Source organism: Streptomyces sp. NPDC091387, assembly GCF_044756945.1.
Lineage (GTDB): Bacteria > Actinomycetota > Actinomycetes > Streptomycetales > Streptomycetaceae > Streptomyces.
The window spans coordinates 105,291-127,422 of sequence record NZ_JBIVTZ010000012.1 but is presented as its reverse complement, the minus strand read 5'-3'; the positions used below and the strand labels follow the sequence as shown (position 1 = coordinate 127,422).

At 69.1% G+C, this 22,132-nt stretch carries 22 protein-coding genes; 15 read left to right on the top strand and 7 right to left on the bottom strand.

Annotated features, from left to right (window positions below; genetic code table 11):
* The first annotated feature begins 7 nt into the window (after window positions 1–7).
* Window positions 8–304 carry a hypothetical protein gene (locus tag ACIQM0_RS25175; protein ID WP_393332116.1) on the top strand — a complete coding sequence of 99 codons (297 nt, stop codon included), beginning with the start codon at window positions 8–10 and terminating at the stop codon, window positions 302–304.
* A gap of 104 nt (window positions 305–408) precedes the next feature.
* Here ACIQM0_RS25175 and ACIQM0_RS25170 read toward each other — a convergent pair whose 3' ends face one another.
* The 6 genes from ACIQM0_RS25170 to ACIQM0_RS25145 form a co-directional block, all read right to left on the bottom strand.
* A complete protein-coding gene (locus tag ACIQM0_RS25170; RefSeq protein ID WP_401290452.1) occupies window positions 409–1,716 on the bottom strand; it encodes a tyrosine-type recombinase/integrase in 1,308 nt (435 codons plus the stop codon).
* Entirely contained in the window at window positions 1,716–1,943 is a 228-nt protein-coding gene (locus ACIQM0_RS25165) for a helix-turn-helix domain-containing protein (protein ID WP_401290449.1), read from the bottom strand. Before ACIQM0_RS25165 ends, ACIQM0_RS25170 begins: the two co-directional genes overlap by 1 nt.
* Complete coding sequence (locus tag ACIQM0_RS25160) at window positions 1,943–3,388, bottom strand: replication initiator (RefSeq protein WP_393332111.1); 1,446 nt, start codon at window positions 3,386–3,388, stop codon at window positions 1,943–1,945. The genes ACIQM0_RS25165 and ACIQM0_RS25160 overlap by 1 nt, the downstream gene beginning before the upstream one ends.
* 140 nt (window positions 3,389–3,528) lie before the next feature.
* Window positions 3,529–4,272 (bottom strand): DUF2637 domain-containing protein, encoded by a 744-nt coding sequence (locus ACIQM0_RS25155; RefSeq protein ID WP_401290446.1) that lies wholly within the window; start codon window positions 4,270–4,272, stop codon window positions 3,529–3,531.
* Between the two features lie 35 nt (window positions 4,273–4,307).
* Window positions 4,308–5,711 (bottom strand): cell division protein FtsK, encoded by a 1,404-nt coding sequence (locus tag ACIQM0_RS25150; protein ID WP_401290443.1) that lies wholly within the window; start codon window positions 5,709–5,711, stop codon window positions 4,308–4,310.
* Window positions 5,708–6,061, bottom strand: a complete 354-nt coding sequence (locus tag ACIQM0_RS25145) for a hypothetical protein (protein ID WP_093854933.1) — start codon at window positions 6,059–6,061, stop codon at window positions 5,708–5,710. Before ACIQM0_RS25145 ends, ACIQM0_RS25150 begins: the two co-directional genes overlap by 4 nt.
* Before the next feature lie 191 nt (window positions 6,062–6,252).
* On the opposite strand from ACIQM0_RS25145, the gene ACIQM0_RS25140 reads away from it, so the two are divergent.
* The 6 genes from ACIQM0_RS25140 to ACIQM0_RS25115 all read left to right on the top strand — a co-directional run bounded on the left by ACIQM0_RS25140 (window position 6,253) and on the right by ACIQM0_RS25115 (window position 11,288).
* Window positions 6,253–7,110, top strand: coding sequence for a GntR family transcriptional regulator (locus ACIQM0_RS25140; protein ID WP_401290441.1), 858 nt, complete (start codon window positions 6,253–6,255; stop codon window positions 7,108–7,110).
* Between the two features lie 552 nt (window positions 7,111–7,662).
* Window positions 7,663–8,910, top strand: coding sequence for a helix-turn-helix domain-containing protein (locus ACIQM0_RS25135; RefSeq protein ID WP_393332101.1), 1,248 nt, complete (start codon window positions 7,663–7,665; stop codon window positions 8,908–8,910).
* Window positions 8,911–9,067: 157 nt separating this feature from the next.
* Window positions 9,068–9,406 (top strand): hypothetical protein, encoded by a 339-nt coding sequence (locus ACIQM0_RS25130; RefSeq protein ID WP_393332099.1) that lies wholly within the window; start codon window positions 9,068–9,070, stop codon window positions 9,404–9,406.
* The gene (locus ACIQM0_RS25125) at window positions 9,399–9,686 is read left to right on the top strand and encodes a hypothetical protein (RefSeq protein WP_393332097.1); all 288 of its coding nucleotides are present in this window, start codon (window positions 9,399–9,401) and stop codon (window positions 9,684–9,686) included. Before ACIQM0_RS25130 ends, ACIQM0_RS25125 begins: the two co-directional genes overlap by 8 nt.
* A gap of 196 nt (window positions 9,687–9,882) precedes the next feature.
* Complete coding sequence (locus ACIQM0_RS25120) at window positions 9,883–10,329, top strand: EndoU domain-containing protein (RefSeq protein ID WP_401290437.1); 447 nt, start codon at window positions 9,883–9,885, stop codon at window positions 10,327–10,329.
* Window positions 10,330–10,787: 458 nt separating this feature from the next.
* A complete protein-coding gene (locus ACIQM0_RS25115) occupies window positions 10,788–11,288 on the top strand; it encodes a GIY-YIG nuclease family protein (protein ID WP_401290435.1) in 501 nt (166 codons plus the stop codon).
* 347 nt (window positions 11,289–11,635) lie between these two features.
* On the opposite strand, the gene ACIQM0_RS25110 is transcribed toward ACIQM0_RS25115, so the two are convergent.
* On the bottom strand, window positions 11,636–12,637 hold the full coding sequence (locus tag ACIQM0_RS25110; protein ID WP_401290432.1) for a hypothetical protein: 1,002 nt from the start codon (window positions 12,635–12,637) through the stop codon (window positions 11,636–11,638).
* Between the two features lie 20 nt (window positions 12,638–12,657).
* Between ACIQM0_RS25110 and ACIQM0_RS25105 the strand changes: the two genes are divergently transcribed.
* The 8 genes from ACIQM0_RS25105 to ACIQM0_RS25070 all read left to right on the top strand — a co-directional run bounded on the left by ACIQM0_RS25105 (window position 12,658) and on the right by ACIQM0_RS25070 (window position 22,122).
* Window positions 12,658–13,872 carry a CapA family protein gene (locus ACIQM0_RS25105; RefSeq protein WP_401290429.1) on the top strand — a complete coding sequence of 405 codons (1,215 nt, stop codon included), beginning with the start codon at window positions 12,658–12,660 and terminating at the stop codon, window positions 13,870–13,872.
* 431 nt (window positions 13,873–14,303) lie between these two features.
* Entirely contained in the window at window positions 14,304–16,589 is a 2,286-nt protein-coding gene (locus tag ACIQM0_RS25100; protein ID WP_401290427.1) for a HAMP domain-containing protein, read from the top strand.
* A gap of 6 nt (window positions 16,590–16,595) precedes the next feature.
* Window positions 16,596–18,263, top strand: coding sequence for a poly-gamma-glutamate synthase PgsB (gene pgsB, locus ACIQM0_RS25095; protein ID WP_401290425.1), 1,668 nt, complete (start codon window positions 16,596–16,598; stop codon window positions 18,261–18,263).
* Window positions 18,260–18,742: a poly-gamma-glutamate biosynthesis protein PgsC/CapC gene (locus ACIQM0_RS25090; protein ID WP_073738471.1), complete on the top strand. Its 483-nt coding sequence runs from the start codon at window positions 18,260–18,262 to the stop codon at window positions 18,740–18,742. The genes pgsB and ACIQM0_RS25090 overlap by 4 nt, the downstream gene beginning before the upstream one ends.
* Before the next feature lie 9 nt (window positions 18,743–18,751).
* Window positions 18,752–19,831 (top strand): NlpC/P60 family protein, encoded by a 1,080-nt coding sequence (locus ACIQM0_RS25085; protein ID WP_401290421.1) that lies wholly within the window; start codon window positions 18,752–18,754, stop codon window positions 19,829–19,831.
* A gap of 163 nt (window positions 19,832–19,994) precedes the next feature.
* Window positions 19,995–20,963: a glycosyltransferase family 2 protein gene (locus ACIQM0_RS25080; protein ID WP_401290418.1), complete on the top strand. Its 969-nt coding sequence runs from the start codon at window positions 19,995–19,997 to the stop codon at window positions 20,961–20,963.
* Entirely contained in the window at window positions 20,960–21,361 is a 402-nt protein-coding gene (locus ACIQM0_RS25075; RefSeq protein WP_401290415.1) for a GtrA family protein, read from the top strand. The genes ACIQM0_RS25080 and ACIQM0_RS25075 overlap by 4 nt, the downstream gene beginning before the upstream one ends.
* A gap of 104 nt (window positions 21,362–21,465) precedes the next feature.
* Window positions 21,466–22,122: a SurA N-terminal domain-containing protein gene (locus ACIQM0_RS25070; protein WP_401290412.1), complete on the top strand. Its 657-nt coding sequence runs from the start codon at window positions 21,466–21,468 to the stop codon at window positions 22,120–22,122.
* The last annotated feature ends 10 nt before the right edge of the window (window positions 22,123–22,132 follow it).

The following is a 22,132-nucleotide window of genomic DNA, read 5'->3' as shown; positions in this document are numbered from 1 at the left end:
GTGGCTGATGATCAATGCCCAGGTACGCACGGAGAGCGGCGAAATCGTGCTACGCGGATCTTGCAGACTGGATTGGATGGAAACCGTCCAGCGCATTGATGAAGACAAGTTTCCGTTCTTGAGCAGCCTGCTGCCTTACGCGGATACAATGTTCAATTCGCGACAGGTCGAGAGGCTTCGACGGGAAATCGCTCACCAGTCTGTCCGCGAGATTATTGGACAGGAATCAGCAGCGGAGATCGAAACGCTCTGTCTGCAGGTGGAGAATGGATCACATCTCTATCTGTGGTTTCTGGGAGACTAGTGCGTGAGTGCTGCAGCTACGCGTAGCTGCAGCAAACTGAAGCCCCGTCGGGTGTGTCCCGGCGGGGCTTCTGCGTGGGGTGACGGCAGTAGTTGACGGCAACGTCAGTGGACGAGGGCGGCTACTGCTGGCGGGTCGTCGCCGTCGCCGCTGGCTGTCGCGGTGGTCTCTGGGCTGCTGAGCGCGGTGCCGAGGGCGTCGATGGCGTCTCGCTGGAGGCGGAGTCGGACGTGGGCGTAGACGGTAGCGGTAACGCCGATGTGGGAGTGGCCGAGGATTTCCTTGATCACGACGAGTTCAACGCCTTGTTCCAGGAGCAGGGTGGCGGTGGAGTGTCGGAGGTCGTGGAAGCGGATGCGGCGGAGGCCGGCCGTGCGGAGGAGCCTGGTGAAGGCGCGGGTGAGGTTGGTCGGGTCCAGCGGTCCGCCCTGTGCAGTGGTGAAGACGTGCCTGTTGGGCTGCCACGCGTTGCCTGCTGCCTCGCGCTCACGCTGTTGCTGTTCATGGTGGCGCTCCAGTGACTGGACGCAGCGGTCGGGGATAGCGATGCGGCGTTCGGAGGCCCGGGTCTTGGTGGGCAGTGTGGTGAGCCCGCCTGTGACGGTGCGCTGCAAGGTGCGGTGAATGGCGGCGGTGCCCGCGTCGAGGTCGAGGTCTTCCCAGCGCAGGCCGAGGAGTTCGCCCTTGCGGAGGCCGGTGTGGAGGGCGAGTTCGAACAGCGCGTGCAGCCGGTGGCCCTGAGTGGCGGTGAGGAGCTCGCGGGCTTCGTCGGCGGTGAGGGGTTCGAAGCGCCGGGGCCGTGGGGTGCTGGTGCGGACGTTGCGGGCGACGTTGCGCGGGATCTCTTCCTCCCGTACGGCGTGCTCCAAGGCGGATTTGAGCACGGAGTGGAGGTAGGTGAGCGTCAGAGGGGAGAGCAGCCTGTGGCAGCACTGGCCGACTGCGCAGCAGAGGGGCTGGTCGCGTCGGGCGTTGATGCCGCGCGAGCAGCACTGGCAGGTGGTGCGGAGCTGGGTAAGCCAGGTGCGGACGTCCTTGGCGGTGAGCTTGGTGAGCTTCTTCTTGCCGAGGCCGGGGATGAGGTACCGGTGGACGCAGGTGGTGTAGCGGGTGTGGGTGTTCTCGCGGAGGTGGTGGATGGCGACGTTCTCCAGCCAGTACGTCAGGTACGCGGCCACGCTGCCCTGTGCGGAGGGAAGAGGAACGCCGCGGTTGCTGGCGGCGATCTTCTCGGTCAGCTTGGCCAGAGCTTCCTTCCTACTTGCGCCGTAGACGCGGACACGGCGGCGCGTGTTGCCGGGGGCCAGGACGTATCCGGCGGCTTCCCAGCGGCTGTCCTTGCGCTGGTAGACGGTCCCGTCACCGTTGGCGCGGACGCGGCGGGATGCGGGCGTGTCGCGGGGTGTGGTCATCAGGCGGCGGCTTCCTGTTCGAGGCGGGTGTGAATGAAGTCGGCGAGGGCGTGGTTGGGGATGCGGCGGGCGCGGCCGAGGGTGATCGAGGCGAGCTGTCCGGTGCGGAGCAGGTCGTAGACGGCGGAGCGGCCGAGCTGGAGGCGGGCCATGACCTGGGGGACCGTCAGCAACTCCAGCGTCCGGCCCGGCTCTGTCTGCAGGGCGGCGGGCGGGAGCGAGGCCATCAGCAGCCCCCTTCGGCTGTGAACTGCCGTTGAAGTTCCTTGCGATGCCAGACACCCGCGGCTAGGAGGGCCGCGCCCAGGCTGTAGCCCGAGCCGAGGTAGTCCCAGCGGCCGACGACGAGGGTGGTCGTCAGGTCGGGCTCGGGCAGGCCGGCGTGGGCGCGGGCCTGTTCGGTGCGCCATGCGCGGCGGGCCTCGCGCAGGGTGCCGAGGGTGGTGGAGTAGGCGCGGGACTTGGTGGAGAAGTGGCCGCGGAAGCCGAGCATGTACGCCCACTTCCAGAGCTTGAGATCGGCGAACTCCGGCAGGCGGCCCAGCTCCCAGCAGGTGCGGATCATCTGCCGCACGTGCCGGGCGACGGCGAGGCGGGGTAGCGGCCGGGCCTGTCCGGTGCCGTCGCAGGCGGTGCACGGGAGCGGGGTTCCGTGGGGCAGGAGGGTTGCGCCGCGTCCCTGGCAGGGGCGGCAGAACAGTGCGCGGTCGAGGGCACCGGACGCGTCGGCGGACTTCGTGGCGTACTTCGCCACGTAGGCGGCCACGGCCTGATCGGTGAGTTCGGCGTCAGCGCCGAAGGAGGCGACCTCGCGCACGTCGAGCTGTTGGCCCCAGGTGAGTTCGCGCTCCCCGATCGCGTCCGACACGACGGCCACTCGGACGCGGAGAGCAGCGGCCCGGATGGCGTCCGCGAGCACAGTGACGGTGGCAGACGGGGGCGGAGGCGTGGTGCTGCCCTCGGGGCCGTCGAGCCGGATGACGGCGTGGAAGTGGACCAGGCCGCGCTTCTGGTACTCGGCGACCTTGGCGAAGGAGACCCGCAGCACGGCACGGGCGGCCTTCTGCGTGAGGCCGAGCCGCGCCGCGAGCTCGCGGCGCAGGTAGATGGTGAAGCGGGCCCACAGCGTGGAGGCGTGGGCGTTGAACAGGACCGCGCCCGCGTAGTCGTACGTCGCCGGGTTCAGCGGCGTGCCCAGCAGCGGGTCCGTGGGGTCGTGGAGCTTGCGGCAGCGGCAGGGCCTGATGTCGCCGCCGGGGGTGGTGGGGCGGTTGTGGACGGGGCCGAAGGAGGGTGCTGTGAGGGTGGCGAAGACGCGGGGGTGGGTGCGGACGGTGTTTGGGACAGTCTTGCCGCCGGAGAGGCCGGCGCGGATGAGGTGATAGGTGTCGGCAGCGTAGAGGCGGGCGCAGGCCGGGCAGCGGGAGGCGCGGCGGTTGCCGCAGGTGGTGAGCAGGCTGCCGGTGGGCTCGGTTTCGGTGGTGTAGGAGCGAAGGACTTCACCGGTCGCGGTGTCGACGGTGGTGGTGCGGCCGGTGAGGCGGACGGGTTCGGTGCAGCCGCCGAGGTGTTCGATCTGCTGCTGTGCGCGGTCGAAGTCGGGGTGGTTGACGAGGCGGAGCAGGTCCCGTACGGCGGGGCTTGCCACGTGGCGCAGGTCCAGGGTGACCATTCGGGGCGTGTCCCTTCAGTTCGGGTGGGTGGCCCCGAGCAACAACCAGGCGTGGTGGTGCCGCTCGGGGCATGACGAACCAGGCCCGTCGGGTGGGCGTGGGGTTCAGCGAGGGGGATGCGGCCGGTGCGGGCCGGGGCTCAGAGCTGAGCGAGTGCGGTGGTGGCCACCGGCAGGGCGACGCCCATGCGGGTTCCCAGGTGGGCGGCGGTGATCGGTGTTCCGTGCTCGGCGCGGTGGGTGTCCGCGATGCGCCGGGCCGCGTCCAGCAGGGCGGCCGGAAGGGCAGGGCCGGAAGCGGGTCGGCCCGTCGTGGTGACAGCGACCGGCGGAGCAGCGGCCGGAGCGGGCTCCAGCTCCTCGACCAGGGAAGCGGCGATGTCCGGGGCGGGAGTCGGGGGTGCCGAGTCGGGTGATGGTGCGACGTCGGGCACCGGATCGGTGGCAAGGGCGGCGGCGGCCTCCAGGCGCGGGTTGGGGCGGGTGAGGGCGTGGAACTGGGCGAGGAAGGCGGGGCCGACGTGGCCCCAGCCGAGGAGCAGGAGCGGGGCGACAGTGTCCAGGCAGGCCCGTCCGTAGCGTCCGGCCAACAGCGGTTCGGCGGTGTTCAGCGCGAGGGTGAGCAGGCCGCACAGGTGCAGCAGCCGGGTGCCGGCCTTCAGCTCCGCCTTGGGGACGCCGCGCAGGGCCAGGAAGCGCAGGGCGACCAGAAGCCCGACGACGGACAAGTCGACCATGGGGGCGATCAGTGGCGCGATCGGGCGGGGCACGCCGAGCCGCAGGGCGAGGGCCCAGACGTTGCCGAAGGAGAAGACGAAGGCCAGGGCCGCGATGACCGCCATGACCACGGTCACGGTGCGCCGGGTGAACCGTTCCTCCGCCATGTCCTCAACCTCCTTTCCGGTGTGGGCTTTCGGGGCTACTTGGCGAGTGACGGCAGGGGTGCCGTGGTCCGGCCGGTCGAGGCGAGAAGGGCGTCCAGGCACAGGTCCGGATCGGCGGTCAGGTGCGAGGTGGCTTCGGCGACGCGGGCGGCGTCGGCGTCGGAGACGTAGGGGGTGCGGATGCGGGTGTAGCCGGGCCGGCCCTGCATCGCCATCACCGCGACGCCGACGTAGGCGGGGTCCTGCAAGGTGACGGGGCTGGCATCGGGCCAGTTGCGGATGTCGTCACCGAGTGCGGCCACCGCGGCTTCCACGGTCTTCTGCGCGAAGGACAGCCCGATGGGGCACACGTCACGGATGAACGTGGGGATGGCGTCGCCGGTGGTCTTCTGGCTGATCAGGATCACCAGGATGCCGACGTTGCGGCCCTTCTTGCCCAAATCCTCCACCAGCCGGGCGTTCTCCGCCGTCAGCGCGGCCAGCCGTTTGGTGGTGGCATCGCTCCCCTTGTAATCGCGGAAGTACGTGTGCGCCTCATCGATGATCAGGACCGTGAGCGGCCACTGCGGCGAGGGCCCGACGTGCCACATGTTCTTCACGCCCAGCACGTCCCGGATGGTCGCCGAACGCCGCTTGCGCAGCTCCACCAGGCGCTTGAACAGCGCGTTCGCCTCATCGAGGTCATCCCCGCAGAACGCGAACATCCGCTTCACCAGATCGGCGTAGTCGCCCTCCGAAGCCCGCGACACCTTGCCATCCGCCGTCACGAACTGCACGGACGGAGACGGCGCGAAGTCACAGACGAACTTGTTGACCCCCGAGGTCTTGCCCGCACCCGGAACGCCGGCCAAGGTCACCCCGGGCACGTTGGCCAAGGACACGCACACCTGCGCGGCGTACTCGTCAATGCCCAGCTCCCAGCGCGTCAGGTCCACCGGCGGGAGGCCGGTGGGCCGGTGCGTGGTCGGCGTGGTCAGCGGGTCGGAGCGCACGCCCCGGATCACCACCCTGCCGGGGCCGTCCGGCAGGACGGACACCCGCGTGCACCGCCAGGCGTCCGCCAGGAACCGCGCCGACTTCTGGTACTCCTCCAACCCGACCTTCGGCAGCGTGCGCGCCTGGACGATCACGCCGAACGGGTCGGGCTTGACCTTGATCCGGGGCGTCAGCACTCGGGGTGCGGGGGTGGGGCCGTCCTTCTGTGCGGTGATCTGTGCGAGCAGGCCCGGGGTCTTGTCGGTGACCGTCAGCCCCGCCATCCGCGCGAGCCGAACCCAGCCCCAGCGGACCCGGACGGCCTGCCGCATGCTGACCCGCGTGCCCCGGTCGGCCCGCACGTAGCGCACCACCGTCACCAGCAGCCACACACCCACCAGCATGACCACGACCAGCAGCGCGTTCAGCGCGTATTCCGGCCCGGAATTTTCGAAGCGGATCACTGGGCCGCCTCCACCGTCACCAGCTCCAGGCGGGCGGCCCGGTAGGCGACGCCGTCGGAGAGCTGACCGTTGAAGATCCGCGCCCACGGAGTCGCGAACAGCTCCACGGGCCGCACCATCACACCCGGCTTGAGCCCGGCGGCCAGGCCGGTTTCCGGGACGGTGATCTTCAGGACCTCGGCCCGGCCGTCCTCCATGAGCATCACGGTCACCGTGTACAGCGACGCCCCGGTCTCCCGGTCGGTGGCGACCTCCCCAGTCTGCTGGTCCTTGATCTTCAGCGCCGGGTCGGTGCCCGCGATGCACACCGCCGACGGCAGCAGGGCAACACGGATTCGAGTCATGGCCATGCCATCACACCCTTTGTTCGATGGAGCCGCTTGATCGGCTCGACATGGATCATAAGGAGATGATCGCTCAACTTGCAAGGTCGATTAGGTTGTGACCTCGATCAGGTTGGTAGGCGGTCAGGTGTGGAACCCGGGGATGTGTCTGTATCGCTACGGCTTGCTGGCGATACCGTGGGGGCATGACCCTGCCCTTGGACGAGGACTCCCGGCCGCCGTACCTCCAGGCCGCCGAGGCCCTGCGGGACGCGATCCTGAACGGTGAGTACCGCTCCGGCGAGCGCCTGCCCTCGGCCAACGTGCTGGGTGATCGGTTCGGGGTGTCCAGCTCCACCGTCCAGAACGCTCTGCGCGTGCTTAAGCAGGAAGGCTTGGTCTACTCCCAGCTCGGCCGGGGCAGCTACGTCAGCGACTCCGTCGGCGGGAGCACCGAAGAGGTCGACGGTGATCATGAGGAAGCCGATGCCGAGGGGCCGGACTGGCCAGTCGACGTCATCTACAACGGTGATCCCCGACCGCCGTACGCCCAGGTCGCCGACATCCTCCGCCGGGAAATCCTGGAGGGCACCTACCCTCCAGGCTCCCAGCTCCCTCCCGCCCGGGAGATCCAAGAGCGATTCAAAGTCGCCAACTCCACGGCGCAGAACGCCTATCGGCGCCTTAAGCAGGACGGGCTGGTGTACGCGGTCAAGGGACGTGGTGTTTTCGTCCGCCAGGAACCGGAGCCGGGCAAGCACCATGGGACGATCACGAACTACCTGCTGCGCGATGACATCGCCCGCGAGGCACGTGTGGCCGCCACCGAGTTCGCCGACCTCAGCGACGAGGAGCTGCTGGCGCGGGAAGCAGAGCTCGACCGACGATGGGACGTGGTTCGGGAGGAGCATCAGCGGCTTTACGGCGAGCGCCGGAAGGTCAAGCGGGAGAAGAGCCGACGCGGCCTGTTCCTGCCACCCCTCCATGACGACGACGCCGAGCCGGACATGTCGCCGAGCGAGAAGCTGAACACCGCGCTGGCCGAATCGAAGAAGCGCCGGCAACAGCGGCCCTGACCATCGACCGGGCAACTCGATCAGTGGGTGAGCTGTTCAGAGTTTCTTTACTTGATCAAGGCGGTCCGCTGGCGCGGCCCGCGCGCGCTCCGGCCCTGCGGGGCCGCCGCCCGCTCCTGTCTCCGCCCCGCTGGCGACGGCCCCGCCGGTCCGGGCGCGCAACAGCCAGCACAGCGAGCCACCTGGGGCTCCGCCCCAGACCCCGGCCCTTCCTCCGAGGGGCAGGGGGCCGAGTCAAGGTGCGGCTTCGTCGTGGTGTGGGGTCGTGGGTCGCGCGAAGGGCCCCTCGCCGCCCGGTCACCGGAGGCGTACCAGGAACCCCCGGGGGCCGCCAAGGCCGAGCGCACGCGTCACGGTGTGAGCCTTGGCGGCCCCCGGGGAACCCTGGCACGGCGAAGCTGCCCGACCGACGAGGGACCCCTCCCGCTCAGGCCCCGATTCTGCCGGAGTTCCGGCGCGCCAGGTGGTGGGGTAGCCCCTGTGGGTGGGTGTCTGCCGGATCGTCCCCGGGTGATGTGGCGGGCGTACCGTGGAGTGGGAGGTGGTGAGTTGATGATTACGGAGCTGGGCGACAACGTCCGCAAGTACCGGCGTCGCGCGGGGATGAGCCAGGAGGAACTGGCCCATGCCGCAGGCGTATCGCCGGGCACGGTTCGCAAGGCCGAGCAGGGCGGCACTCTCCGCATGGAGACCCTGCACACGCTCGCCCGAGCGCTTGGGGTGACCACCGCCGCGTTGATGGCGTCCGATGCCCCGGAGCCCGTCGGGCAGACCGAGGAGCCGAACCGCGTCAATCTGATCCAGCTCCGCGCCGCCCTCACTCCAGCCGTCGGACTTGTGGACCAGGACGCCGAAGCCGTGGGCGAGGAACCGAACCTGCGCACCTTCCGACGGACCCTGCAAGACGCACGGGTGCTGTACTTCTCCGACAGCTACAAGAGCGTCGCCGCCCAACTGCCGGTCCTGCTGCGTGATGCCGGGAGGGCCGTCGCCTACTACGACAGCGGGGACGAGCACCGGCAAGCCCTGCTCGCCCGCGCCGAGGCGCTGCGTCTGGCCGGCACCTACCTCACCCAGGTACGGCAATACGACATCGCGTACGCCGCCGTGCGCGGCGCCATCGTGGACGCCCGTCAGGCCGGAGACATGCTTGCGGCGGGCTCAGGTGTCGGTTGCATGTGCTGGCTGCTGGTGCGCCAGGGCCGCTTGGACGAGGCGGAACAGGTCGCTGCCCGGAGCATGGACGCGGTGGAGCCGAAGATCACCGGCGCCGAGCCGGACCACTACGCGGTGTGGGGCGGCCTGGCTATGGAGGCCGCCGCCGCAGCCGCGAGGAACAACCGTCCCGACGAGGCGAAGGCGTACCGTCAGGCCGCCCGGGTCGCGGCAACTGCGGTCGGCACAGCGCATCGCAACGTCTCCCGGCACTGGTCCGTCTTCGGGCCGGTCACCGTCGCGGTCAAGGCACTCGAAGACTCCCTGGTCATCGGCGACGCCCGCGCGGTGGTGCGCAAGGCAGGCGAGCAGGAGGAGTTGTCGCCCAAGGCGTGGAAGCGCCTGGGCAGGCCCAGCACCAACGACGGGAACCGCTTCACCCTCGATGTGGCGCGCGCCCACACCCGGACCGGCGACCTGTCCGCCGCCATGGAGGAGTTGACCCGTGCCAGGGAAGCCGCCCCGCAGTGGCTGCGGCACCAGAACGGGGCCGCCGAGACCATGCAGGAGATCCTCGGCAAACGCAAGCGCACCCTCACGACAGAGATGCGCGAAATGGCCGACTACCTGGGCGTCGTCGGGTAGCTGCCACGCAGCGTGGCAGTTCGCGAACCAAGAGTCGCTAACTGCCATGGTGCCCATCTGGGGTGACAGTCAGTCAGTACCTACGGTCGGTGTGTCCACCATCAGTGACCCAAGCCGGGGGTGCCCAGTGAGCCAGCCCAGGAGCAATGCCGACCGCATGCGTCGCAGAGAGCTGTACGACGCCGCGTCGGGCGGGGGAGGTCCCCGCTTACTGCCGTGGACCAGCCCGGAGGGCAAGCCCTGCTACCTCAGCACCGACGGCCGGGGCTACCTCTCCACCCTCGCCGACAGCATCGAGACGGTACAGCTCACCATGGGCCAGGAGCTGCTGGAGCACGCCCGAGAAGCCACGGCACCCGGAGTGCCAACTCTGTCGGCCACCGAATACCGTTGGCTGGCCCGCCGATTGACTGAAGCCCTGGCGGACGCGCTCCGAGTAGCCGACTCGCGCGGGCAGCGCCTCCCGGAGGAGGAAGAGGTGGACGAGGGTGCCTGACTCTGCGGACACCGACGCACCGGTCCGCGATGCCTCTCGGGGGCGCTACCGCTTCCGCGAGTACCGCGTGACCACCGTCCCCGACCCCCTGGCACTGCCGGCCTTCACGGCGCTCTGCGTCACCGGCGAGGAACACAACTGCGGTGCCACATCCCGCACCCTGCACGCCCCGGACGAGCTGACGCGCTGGATCGCCGAACACTGCGCCCAGACCGGCCACCAGCACTACGAGCAGACCGTCCGAGCCATACTCCGTGCCGAGCCCGGCGCGTGGCAGTAAAGTCCGTCCGCGCCGACACCGCGTCAGCGGCAGTACCACCGTGCGCCCCGCGCTCCTGACGGCAGTAGCGACGGCAACACCCGCGGATTCCCCCGTACAACCACGGACACCAGCGGAACCCGAAACCGGCGCTGATCTGCGAATACGCAGATAGAGAGGGGTCGCGTAGCACACGTACTATGTGCTGGCGGGTACCATGCCGGTCCTCGTCCATAACTGCACCGTAATTTCTCCAGAAGCTCGTGAACACGTGCTGGATGGTGTTATTACAAGTGACAACCGGTTTGCCGGTTGGCACCTTCATCCCGAACAGGCTGGCGGAATTCCCGAAAATCGATTCATTAACGGTGAATTGGTTGCCAACGCTGATGGCACGGCCACAGTGAATGGGACGGTCGGGGCTCGTCTTCGCGGTGGTGGAACTCTGGCAAAGGTAGCCAATGCTGGCCACACATTTTTTCCGTCCGGCTGGACCTCTGGGGATGTGATGGCGGCTGGTCAGCACCTATTTAGCAACGGTGCATACAAGCGTGGAGGGACCATGGTCACCGGATCTTTCCGCGGCGTGAAGATGACAGGGTTCTTGCAGAAAATGGCAGATGGGTCGTATACGCCGTCGACCTTCTTCCCGGTGGGGAAGTAATGAAATGATGGAGGGTGCAGTGTGGTCTTTCACGATTGATCAGGATGACCTCGTTATTCCGGAGGGGCCAACTGGCACCCGGGAGAACGCAAGGCTCGCCCTTGAGACTCTGATCATTCCATTCGGGACTAGGATGGAAAGTGTAGAGATCTACCTTCGAGAATGGCGCAGGATGTGGAGAGACTTCGAATCTGAGTACGTTCTCGGGACATCCAGTGCGACCGTGAAGAGAGTCGATTCCGACCGGGTTGAGATCGGAGACTTGTACGGGCAATTTGATACGTGCGTGATGAGCGCGGAGGAATTCGAGTGCGCATTGGAATGCGTGATTCGTTTCTTGGAGTGTCGACGCTCGTGATCACCTGATTCCGGGGAAATGGAATACCGGTGATGCCGGTCGATGCGATTGACGCGCACGGTTTAGTAAACGCTCGGCCGGGGATTCCTCGGTCGAGCGTTTGCGTGCGTGCAACAAGAATCAGGGTATCTACGAGTATCCGGATCAGTGGAACCCTGGGAAGACGTACGTCGGTAAGACGCTGAATTTCAAGAACAGGCTCAAGGATCACCTTGATAGCGTCCACCTATTCAATCCTGAGACGGCTGCTCTGTCGAAGTTTTCCGACGACATCGAGGGATGGCAGCGCAACGTCATCGCGGACTGGGACTATGTCACCGGGTACTCGGTGGCGCATGAGTGGCAGACGCAGAACGGGGCACTCCCTCCTGGGCACCGCCTCGCCCCCAGGATCCCCTTCTCCGTCGGCGGTGAATTCTCTGCCGCCAACATGGTGCCCGTGGAATCCGTTGCGGCATTGAAGTATTGGGGTGCCTTCGCACTCTCGATTTCGGAGACACCGGACGGTGACCAATTCACATTCAATCCGACAGCGATCGATGCATTGAGATGCGGGATATGGTCGCTGGGGCGCGAGTCCGTCTGTCGTTGCCCCGAGTGATTCCACTCAGCCGTGCATGACAGGGAGTGATTCCAAGTAGGTCGCCGAGTCCTCATCGACAGTGATGTCGATGAGGGCTCGGTGGCAGGGGCCCCGGCCGTTCAAGGAGACGCAGGTCCCGCACCACCCCCTCGCGTCCGGTCGACATCGAGAGGATCTTTCCGGACCTCGCTGTCCATCGCCGCACCATGACGCGCCTGCACCCGCGCCCAGGCGCTCCGGAGGCCGACGACAGCTCGGTGGGCGGACCGCTCCTCCGCCCGGACTCAAAGAGGAGACGCAGGCGCCCCGCTGGAGCCGCCGGCCGGGCGTTTTCGCGCAGCGGCGTCGGCCCGAGGCCGTACCCCCTACCCCCCGGCCGGCGCGGTCCGGAGGCTCTGCGCGGTGTGGCCCGCCGCCGCCTCCCTGATCGCCGCTTCCCTGATCGCGGTCACCGCGTCGGCGGTCCGGCGCGGTGACGCCCGGACCGTACGGCTGAACTCGACGTGCAGGAAGGGGAGTTCGGCCGCCGCCGCGGCCCGGCCCTGGACGTTCGTGCGGCCCTCCAGGGAGCAGCGGCGCACCCAGACGCGGCAGACCTCGAAGCCCTCCCGCCGCAGCGCCGTCGCCAGTCCCTCGCCCCAGGCGCGGCCGTGGTCGCCCTTCCCGGTGGAGACGATCACGTCGTAGTCCGGTTCGGTGGAGTCGGCGTAGCCGTGGAGCTGGATGCCGGGCAGCCGGCGGGTGACCAGCTCGGCGCAGACCGCGTGGAAGACGGTGTCCCTGCGGTGGGCGACATCCGCCGCGTCGCCCTCGCCCGCTCTGCGGTTCGCGCCCGCCAGGACCATCACCCCGCCCGGCGTGGCCCGCCAGGCGCCCACGCCCAGTTTCTCGCTGTCGGCGTCGGCGACCGGGTGCGGGACCTGGACCGACCAGGTCGGGGTGGGGCGGGACAGGTCGATGTACACGCGTCCCCAGCCCCGGGCGGACTCCCGGGCGCGGTCGGCGATCTCGGCGAAGCGCCGGCCGGTGGCCGTGTCCGTGAACGTGGCCACCCCGAAGTCGACCTCGGCGAGGCGCCGTGCGGCGTCCTTGTGGCGGCCCTCGAGGTAGAGGCCGACGCCGTCGGCGACGGTGCGGCGGTCCAGGGCCGTCGGCGGGTGGAAGCCGCTGCGGCTGATCGTGTCCCGGGTGTACGCGTCGATCCGCGCTGCCAGGTCGACGCCGTCACGGGGCCGGGCACGCTGCGGCCGGTCCTCGTCGGAACCCCCTCCACCGGGGGAGGTGACGAGCACCACAACAGCCGCTACGACGGCTGTGACCAGCAATGTTGCAGAGATCGCCGAGTTTTTGGCCCATTTGCTCGTCATATTCAAGTAAAAATACATGGGTGACCCGACGTCTTTATGTTCCCTTCACCTCTCGCGCCGCCCTGGTGGGGCTCCTCGCGCTGGCCCTCAGCGGCTGCTCCCTCCTGGGCGGTGACACCGAGTCCGACGGGAGGGGTCCGGCCAAGGGCGGAGGGCCGTCGTTCACCGTCGCCGCGGCCGGCGACATCCTGATCCACCCGCCGCTGATCGAGCAGGCCCGCAAGGACGCGAAGGCCGAGGGGAAGCAGGGGCTGGACTTCTACCGGCTCATGGCCGGGGTGCAGCCCGTCATCTCCCGTGCCGACCTGGCGATCTGCCACTTCGAGCCGGTGGTGGGCAAGCCGAACGGACCGTTCCGCAGCCTCCCGGACTTCCTGGTGCCGCCGCAGATCACCACCGCGGTGAAGCAGGTCGGCTACGACACCTGCTCGACCGCGTCGAACCACACGCTCGACCACGGCCGGTCCGGAGTGAAGCGCACCCTCGACGCCCTCGACAAGGCCGGGCTGAAGCACACCGGCTCCGCGCGCAGCAAGGCCGAGGCCGACAAGCCGCTGATCATGGACGTCAAGGGCGTCAAGGTGGCGCAGCTCTCGTACGCCTTCGGCTTCAACGGCCGCGAGGTCCCGGCCGGCACGCCCTGGGTCGTCAACCAGAACGACTTCGCCCGGATCAAGGAAGCCGAGAAGGGTGCCCGCGCGGCCGGCGCCGATGTGGTCATCCTGAGCATCCACTGGGGGCGCGAGCACCACCCGGAGCCCAGCTCGGGGCAGATCAAGCTGGCGCGCAGGATCGCCCGGGAGACCGGCATCAACCTGGTCATCGGCCATCACGCCCATGTCGTGCAGCCGATGGAGAAGGTCGACGGGACCTGGATCGCGTACGGGCTGGGCAATCAGGTCGCCCGGCACGAGGTGCCCTCCGGGCTGACCGAGGAAGGCATCGTCGGCTGGTTCGAGTTCCGCAAGCGCGGCGGGTCGTGGGACGTGCAGGCGCGGTACGTGCCGACGCTCGTCTCCATTCCGCCCGAGGCGGACGCGGCGAACCCGGCGCCCGCCGACGCGGTGCAGGACCACCGGCTCATCGATGTGGCCGCGGCGCTGCGCGATGACAAGAAGCTGACGCCGGAGGAACGCGCCCGCTACCGGCTGGCGTTCGAGCGCACCCAGGGCACGATGCTCAACCGCGGAGCGGCGCAGGACGGCCTGAAACCGCTGGAGGGCCTCCCCGGCTGACGGTGAGCCAGCACGGGCCGTCAACGCGCGGCGTCATCGCGGTCGGTGAGGGTGCTCGGAGTGAACGCGGTTGGTGGTGGCGGTCGGTGACGGTGGCGGTGATGGCGGTCGGGTGAACGCGGGATGTCGGCCGGGCTCGCCCGGCCGCCCCTGTGGCCTGATCCGAGTGGTCTGCGTCACAACGGCTCAATCGAATACAACCGTTCGGAATGCGAACGAGTCATGATCTTCCGTGTAGGCGTTCGATTCCTTGGGTATGCCGACGCGCCCCGAAGACTCGAAAAGACCTGAAAGAGACATAAGCCGCAGAAGTTCCGCACTGAGTGGAAATTCTGATTGCTCCCGCAGGATCGACCACTCCTGCCGCGTGCCGACCGCTCCCGCAGTGCCGCAGTACCAGAAAACGCAAGAAGTTCCAGAAGGGAAGCACCATGGCCGCCTCGCCTGTGAAGCGGCGACACAAGGTCCGCCGCCGGGCCGATATGTCGCTGCTGGGTGGTATACGACCGCCCATCGCGGTCCTCTCGGCCCTGCTGCTCTCGCTGGCCGCCATCACCGCGCTCGGACTGGGCCGCACGGTGCAGGACCGCGTACCCGAGGCGGTGCTGACCTCCCAGCAGGAGTTCGCCGAGGACGGCGCCATCGCCCTGCGCGCCTCCATCGACGAGAGCTTCACCGACCTGGGGCGGACCGCCGGCCTCTTCAACGCCGCGGACCAGGTCTCTCCCGACGCGGTGCTCGACAAGGTCAGCAGCGTCTACCAGAAGTGGACCGGCACAGCGGTCGTCGAGATCTCCTCCGGCAAGCTGCTCGCCGCCCGCGGCGAGAACGTCCCCCTCACCGCGATCGACACCTCGAAGCTCAGCGGCAAGGACGCGCTCGGCCCCCGCATGGTGAAGCTGGCCAACGGGGAGACCCGGCTGCTCTCCTTCGCCCTGCTCTCCTGGCCCGGTGCCCCGCAGCAGCTCCTCGTCGCCTCCAGCAACCTGCGGTTCCCCGGCATCAGCCTGGGCCAGTTCCGCTCCATCGCCGTCATCGACGCGGACGCCGCCATCCTCTCCAGCGACGGCATCCCGCAGCCCGAGCAACTGCTCACCGACACCCAGCGTGCCGACGCCAAACGCGCCGACAAGCAGCTGAAGAGCTTCGCGAAGACCGCCTCCGTCAAGGTCCGCCAGCACCCGCTGTCCGCCAAGGAGCCCGGCTCCGGCGGCTTCCCCGGCGTCAGCGGCAGCCTGCTCGGCAGCGTGCACTCGGGCGACCGCAACGTCGCCGGCTACGCCTCCCTCGCCGGCCCCCAGCCCGGCGAACCCACCATCGCCACCGGACTCGGCCTCAGCGTCGTCGCCATGGTCCCGGTGGCCGAGAACCCCACCGCGGTCGCCGGACCGTTCTTCGGCCTGGTGGCCGCGGGCTGCCTGGTCGTCGTCGGCGCACTCGCCGTCGCACTGCTCCTGGGCACCGTCCAACGGCCCCTGATCCGGCTCTTCCTGGAGAGCCGCCGGCTGACCCGCGGCGACCTCACCCGGCCGGTCAGCACCCCCTCGTACGGCGAAGCGGCCCGGATCGGTAACTCCCTGGAACGGCTGCGCCGTCAGCTGCTCGGCGAGCCCCGGTCCACCGAGCCGCCCCGGCGCGGCCGGTTCGGCACCCGCGGACTCCTCGTCGTCTGCGGAGTACTCGTCCTCGCCTGGTGCGCCCCGATGCTGCTCCTCCTCAACCGGGCCGACGCCACCGCCGTCGTACCGCAGCAGCTCGTCAACGACCAGCGCGAGCGCACCGACACCCTCACCGACCGGGTGCGCCGGGCCCTCAACGAGGGACAGGCCGACCTCCTGTCCGTGGCCACACTGATCGGCGCCGACACCTCGCCCGCCGACATGCGCACCGTCCTGGAACGCACCCGCCTGGAGCACGACCGCTACCAGTCGCTGTACGTCGTCGACGCCTCCGGGAAGGTCGCCGCGCACGCCGGCGACACCCCGCACCAGCCGTCCGGCAAGACACCCACCGGCCAGCTGATCCGGGTGCTCAACGACTCCGGCAAGAAGCCGGTCATCGTCGCCCAGGCCCAGATACCCGGCCGCGACGGCGACACCGTCGTCGGCGAGTTCCGCATCGAGTTCGTCAACGGCCTGCTCAAGCGGCCCGGCCTCGGCCAGGTCAACATCGTCGACGACAAACAGCGGATCATCGGCGGCAACTCCGGCTACCGCGCCTTCCAGGAACTGTCCGGCGAACGCCTGCGGACCCTCGTGGCCGGCACCAACCAGAAGACCGGTGTGAGCACCCACCCCAGCGGCATCCTGTACCGCGACGGCGGCAAGGTGCAGATCGCCGCGGCCGCGCCCTTCGTCGGCGGCGGGGCGGCGAAGTCCCTCGGCTGGACCGTGGTCAGCCGCCAGCCCGCAAGCTCCCTCGCCATCCCCGAATACCGCCGGCAGAACCTCACCGTGCTCGCCGGACTGCTCGGGATGGCCGCGGCCATCGCCTGTCTGGGCTGGCTGCACATCGTCGTCGTACGCCCGCTGCGCGCCCTCGCCGACCAGGCGGAGGCGCTCGCCGGCGGCGACCGGCGCACCGTCCTCTATCCGCGCCACCACGACGAGGTCGGCGCCGTCACCCGCTCCCTGGAGCTGGTACGCCAGCAGCTCCCGGCGCAGCAGAAGCGCGAGACCGCGCCGACGGCGCCCACGACCTACGCCGAAAGGACCTGACCGGCCGTGCTGTTCCTTTACACCGTGCTGGTGGTGTGCTGCGCGATCCTGCTGACAGCGGGCATCGTCGAGCAGCGACGCCACTTCATCAACCTGGAGCGAATACCCGCCCGGGTCCTGGTGAACGGCATCCGCGGTAAGTCCTCCATCACCCGGCTCTGCGCGGGTGCCCTGCGCGGCGGCGATCTGGTGACCGTCGCCAAGACCACCGGTACGGCGGCCCGGTTCATCCACCCGGACGCCACCGAGGAACCCGTCTACCGCAAATTCGGCCTGGCCAATGTCGTCGAGCAGATCGGCATCGTGCGCCGCGCCGCCTCGTACGAGCCGCAGGCCCTGGTCATCGAGTGCATGGCCGTGATGCCCGCGCTCCAGGAGATCAACCAGTCCAAGCTGATCCGCTCCACGATCGGCGTGCTCTGCAACGTGCGCGAGGACCACCTCGCCGAGATGGGCCCGACCCTCGACGACGTGGCGCGCTCGCTCTGCCGCTCCATGCCGGAGGGCGGCATCTGTGTGACCGCCGAGGTCGAACGGTTCGCGATCCTCCAGGAGGAGGCCGACGCCCGCGACTGCGAGCTCGTCTACGCCGACCCCGAGACCGTGAGCGACGAGGAGCTGCGCGGCTTCAGCTGGTTCACCTTCAAGGAGAACGTGGCCATCGCGCTGAAAGTCGCCGAACTGCTCGGCGTGGAACGGGAGACCGCCCTCAAGGGCATGTACGACGCCCCGCCGGACCCGGGCGTCCTCTCCGTCGAGAGGTACGTGACACCGGACGGCAAGAAGCTCCGGTTCGCCAACGTCTTCGCCGCCAACGACCCCGAGTCGACGCTGATGAACGTCAACCAGCTGCTGGACCTGGGCGCCGTCCACCGCCCGCTGAACGTCGTCATCAACTGCCGCCCCGACCGCGTCGAACGCAACGGCCAGATGGGCGAGATCATCCCCGACCTCCAGCCCGACAAGGTCTTCGTCATCGGCCACCCCGCCAAGAGCGCCATCGACGCGATCCCCGCCGAATGGCGCGACCGCGCGGTGGACCTGGGCGGTGACCGGCGCGATCCGGAGGAGTTCATGCGTGAGCTGCTCGGCGGCCTCGGGCCCGACTCGTCGCTGATCGCCATCGGCAACATCCACGGCCAGGGCGAACTCCTGCTGGAGCACCTCAGCGAACTCCCGCCCGACGAGACCCCGGACGAGCAGCTCGACCCGTCCCCGGCCGAGCCCGCCGAGGAGACCCCCGACGAGCAGGACACGGGGACCCCGGACGAGCAGCCGGCCCCGCACGCCCCGCAGCACGTCCGCCACGACGAGACGCTGCCGCTCCAGCAGTACCGGCCGCACCTCGACCCGTACGCGCCCTACCCGGAGGCGTACGAGACCCGCTACCAGCCGCACCCCACGGTCCAGACCCTGGCCCAGGCCCAGGCCCAGGCAGCGCTCCAGACCCCGGCGCCGGTGCCGGCCCAGCCCCGGCAGCGCGGCATGTTCGAGCCCGCACTGCCCCCGGACAGCCGGCCCCCGGACCACCGGCAGGAGCCGGAAGACCCGCACCAGCAGCCGTACCGACACGGGCAGCAGCCCACAGGGCAGCAGGGCCCGCACCCGGACCCGTACCCGCCGCAGGACCCCTACCAGCAGAGCCGGCAGAACAGCGCAGGAGACCCCCGTTGATCCCCACCGTCCTGACGCCCGAGATCGCCGCCATCGGTATCGCGCTCGGCCTGATGTTCTCCCTGGTCTGCTACCTGACGACCAACCTCTCACCCGGCGGCATGATCACCCCCGGCTGGCTCGCACTGACCCTCGTCGAGGATCTCCAGCGCGCGGCCATGGTGGTCGGCGTCACCGTCCTCACGTACGTCTCCGTGCTGCTGCTCCAGAAGGTCGTCATCCTCTACGGGAAGCGGCTGTTCTCCGCGGTGGTGCTGACCGGGGTCATCCTCCAGGCGACGGTGATGATCGTGCTCCAGGTGGAGTTCCCGCTGATGTACGCCAACCAGACCCTCGGCTTCATCGTCCCGGGACTCATCGCCTACCAGCTGGTCCGCCAGCCGAAGGGCGCGACGCTGCTGGCCACCGGCTCGGTCTCGCTGCTCGCCTACGTCGTCCTGACCGCCGGCATCCTGCTCGGCGCCCTTCCGTCTGCCTGAGGTGATCTCATGACCGCTCCCCGTACCAAGCAGTCCAAGCGCCCCCGTCAGATCCTGCACGCCGTCACGCTGGTGGCGCTGCTCGCGGGCAGCGCGTACTTCACGGTCGAGCTCCGCAAGGACGAACAGGCGAAGGCGCCCGCAGTCCAGGCCATCACGGACAAGCCGGCGGGAGCCGAGCTGAAGTCCGGCGAGCAGACCTGGGAACGGCTGAACACACCCGCCCGTACCGTCCTGCGCGACGCCGGCGGCAAGGTGCTCGCCACCTTCACCGACCACGCCCGCACCGCCACACTCACCGGCCCCTCCCGTACCTTCGCCGAACCCACCAGCACCAAGTCCCGGGTCATCACCGAGAACTGGGTGCGGCTGATGCCGGAGAAGTGGAAGAAGGGCGCCGAGAAGCAGCAGTGGTTCAAGGACTGGTTCAAGACCTACTACGGCAGCGAGGAGGACGACCTGTTCGCCTTCGCCTTCCAGTACATCGAGGGAGCACCGGTCAAGAAGGACGACGAAGGAGTCTCCTACGCCGGGGACGCCCAGTTCGGACCCCTCAACCCGGTCGGCAGCGAGGGCAACGACCTGCGCCTGGAGGAGTCGGACTTCTTCGACTACCTCGGCATCCCGTACACCTTCCGCAACGGCGTCACCCGCCAGCCCGAGAAGGCCCGCTACCGGTCCATGGACTGCTCCGGCTTCATGCGGACGATCTTCGGCTACCGCGCCCGCTACCCCCTCGCCCCCCTCGACGGCCAGGGCGACGGACTGCCCCGCACCGCCAACGGCATCGGCCGCTCCAAGCTCGGCGCGGACGTCATCCCGCTCAAGGGCATCACGCCCGCGGACCGGCCCACCTCGATCGACGTCCTGCAACCGGGCGACCTGGTCTTCTTCAAGCTCGACCAGCGCACCGGACAGCGGCTCGACCACATCGGCATGTACATGGGCCACGACTCCGACGGCCACCTCATCTTCGTCTCCAGCCGGGAGGAAGTGAACGGCCCCACCATCGGCGACAAGGGCGGCACCTCACGCCTCGACGGCAACGGCTACTACGCGGCCACCCTGCGCAGCGCGAAGCGGCTCTGAGGCCTCCACGGCCCGTGCTCATCGTCGAGCGGCGCCCTCACGAGCCGCCCCACGATGAGCACGAGCCCCGACTGCGGGCGTCCACGGGCCAGTTCACCCAATGGCCGCCCCTCGGCCACACCCGGCATCCACTCCCGACACATGGACCGGCTGATCTACCTGTGTGCTGATCTCGCTGGTGGTGCCCTGCTTCAACGAGGAAGCGATTCTCGAACGCTTCCATGAACGCGTGACGGACGAGATGACCCGGCTGGGACACGCGTTCCAGCTCGTGTACGTCGACGACGGCAGCGCGGACCGGACCCTGCCGATCCTGCGGCAACTGGCCGCCGCCGACCCACGGGCCCGCTACGTCTCCTTCAGCCGCAACTTCGGCAAGGAGGCCGCCATGCTGGCCGGGCTCCAGCACGCCGAGGGCGACGCCGTCGTCATCATGGACGCCGACCTCCAGCACCCGCCGGAACTCGTCGGCCGCATGCTGGAGGAGCACGCGCACGGCTACGACCAGGTCATCGCCCGCCGCACCCGCACGGGCGACCGCGTCACCCGCACCCTCACCGCCCGCGCCTACTACTGGCTGATCAACCGCCTCGTCGACGTGGAACTCGTCGACGGCGTCGGCGATTTCCGGCTCCTCTCCCGCCGCGCCGCCGACGCCGTACTCGAACTCACCGAATACAACCGGTTCTCCAAGGGCCTCTTCGCCTGGGTCGGATTCCCCACCACGGCCTTCAGCTACGAGAACGCCGTCCGCGAAGAGGGCCGGTCCGCCTGGACCTTCGGGAAACTGCTGAACTACGGACTCGACGGGCTCCTCTCCTTCAACAACAAGCCGCTGCGCGCCGCGCTCTACCTCGGCCTGCTGCTGCTGTCCCTCGCCCTCGTCTACTCCGGGTGGATCGTCGGCGTCGCCCTGGTGAAGGGCATCGACACCCCCGGATACGTCACCCTCCTCGTCGTCGTCACCGCCCTCGCCGGGGTCCAGATGGTGATGGTCGGGGTGGTCGGGGAGTACGTCGGCCGGATCTACTACGAGGTCAAGCGCCGCCCGCACTACCTGGTCCAGGACACCAACACCCGCACCCGCGGGACGGCCCCGGAGCCGCAGCCCCTGGAGTCCGTACGCCGATGACGGTCAAGGCACAGCTGGCACGCTTCGCCCTCGTGGGCGTCGTGAACACCGGCACGTACTACGGCTGCTACCTCGCCCTGCTGACCCGGCTGCCCTACATAGCGGCGCACGTGGCCGCGTTCGCGCTCAGCATGACCGGGTCGTTCTTCCTCAACTCCTGGTTCACCTACCGCACCAGGCCCACCTGGCGGAAGTTCCTGCTCTTCCCGCTCACCAACGCAGCCAACTTCGCCATCACCACCGGCGGGGTCTACCTGCTGGTCGACCTCGCCGGGTTCAGCAGCCGGTACGCCCCGCTCGTCGCGGCCGCGGCAGCCGTCCCCATCACCTTCGTCGTCTCGCGCACGATCATGCTGCGGCCGGACGCACCACCGAAAACCTCCCTGCCCGTGCGCTGATCGGGGCCTCTGGGGAGACCACATCCCCAACTCCTGCCGGATGCTCTAGCATCGATCACCGCAAGGCCTTGTGCACCGCCGCACAATCTCCTCGGGAGGCTCCTTTGCACCGCCGCCGTCGCACCGCGCTCACCGTCTCCGCCGCGGCTCTCGTCGCAGCGCCACTCCTCTCCGCCTGCGGCAGCCAGGCTCACCCCGGCGCGGCAGCCGTCGTGGGCGGTGACCGGATCGCGGTGTCCACCGTGCAGGCCCAGGTGGCGGACGTGCGCGACGCGCAGGACACCTCCGCGCAGCCCGCCCAGGGCGCCGACCAGTCCGGCCAGCTCGCCCGCGCCAAGCTGCACGGGATCATCCTGGACCGGGTCCTGGACCGGGCCTCGGCCGACGCCGGGGTCACCGTCAGCCGCGCCGAGATCCAGCAGATGCGCCAGTCGGCCGTCGCCCAGTACAAGGGGGAGAAGGGGCTGCGGGCCGCGGTGCTCCAGGAGCGCTGGATCTCGCCGGGCCAGATCGACTCCTTCCTGCGCGAGCAGATCCAGCTGACCAAGCTCTCCCGGGCACTCGGCGCCGACCCGTCGACCCCGGCCGGCACGAAGATCCTCGGCGACGCGCTGACGAAGGCGTCCAAGGCGCTGAAGGTCGACGTCAACCCCCGCTACGGCACCTGGAACAACAAGCAGATCCAGCTCGCGGACTACAAGGCCCCCTGGATCAACCAGGTCACCAAGCCCGCCCAGGCACCCGCGGAGGCCGGGGCGTAGCAGCGGCCGG

Bases quoted from the DNA above. Each gene is read 5' to 3' on its own strand.
- ACIQM0_RS25170 (WP_401290452.1), bottom strand. From the start codon at position 1,716: ATGACCACACCCCGCGACACGCCCGCATCCCGCCGCGTCCGCGCCAAC.
- ACIQM0_RS25175 (WP_393332116.1), top strand. From the start codon at position 8: ATGATCAATGCCCAGGTACGCACGGAGAGCGGCGAAATCGTGCTACGC.
- ACIQM0_RS25120 (WP_401290437.1), top strand. From the start codon at position 9,883: ATGCCGGTCCTCGTCCATAACTGCACCGTAATTTCTCCAGAAGCTCGT.
- ACIQM0_RS25155 (WP_401290446.1), bottom strand. From the start codon at position 4,272: ATGGCGGAGGAACGGTTCACCCGGCGCACCGTGACCGTGGTCATGGCG.
- ACIQM0_RS25145 (WP_093854933.1), bottom strand. From the start codon at position 6,061: ATGGCCATGACTCGAATCCGTGTTGCCCTGCTGCCGTCGGCGGTGTGC.
- ACIQM0_RS25165 (WP_401290449.1), bottom strand. From the start codon at position 1,943: ATGGCCTCGCTCCCGCCCGCCGCCCTGCAGACAGAGCCGGGCCGGACG.
- ACIQM0_RS25130 (WP_393332099.1), top strand. From the start codon at position 9,068: ATGCGTCGCAGAGAGCTGTACGACGCCGCGTCGGGCGGGGGAGGTCCC.
- ACIQM0_RS25100 (WP_401290427.1), top strand. From the start codon at position 14,304: ATGGCCGCCTCGCCTGTGAAGCGGCGACACAAGGTCCGCCGCCGGGCC.
- ACIQM0_RS25075 (WP_401290415.1), top strand. From the start codon at position 20,960: ATGACGGTCAAGGCACAGCTGGCACGCTTCGCCCTCGTGGGCGTCGTG.
- ACIQM0_RS25160 (WP_393332111.1), bottom strand. From the start codon at position 3,388: ATGGTCACCCTGGACCTGCGCCACGTGGCAAGCCCCGCCGTACGGGAC.
- ACIQM0_RS25110 (WP_401290432.1), bottom strand. From the start codon at position 12,637: ATGACGAGCAAATGGGCCAAAAACTCGGCGATCTCTGCAACATTGCTG.
- ACIQM0_RS25085 (WP_401290421.1), top strand. From the start codon at position 18,752: ATGACCGCTCCCCGTACCAAGCAGTCCAAGCGCCCCCGTCAGATCCTG.
- ACIQM0_RS25135 (WP_393332101.1), top strand. From the start codon at position 7,663: ATGATTACGGAGCTGGGCGACAACGTCCGCAAGTACCGGCGTCGCGCG.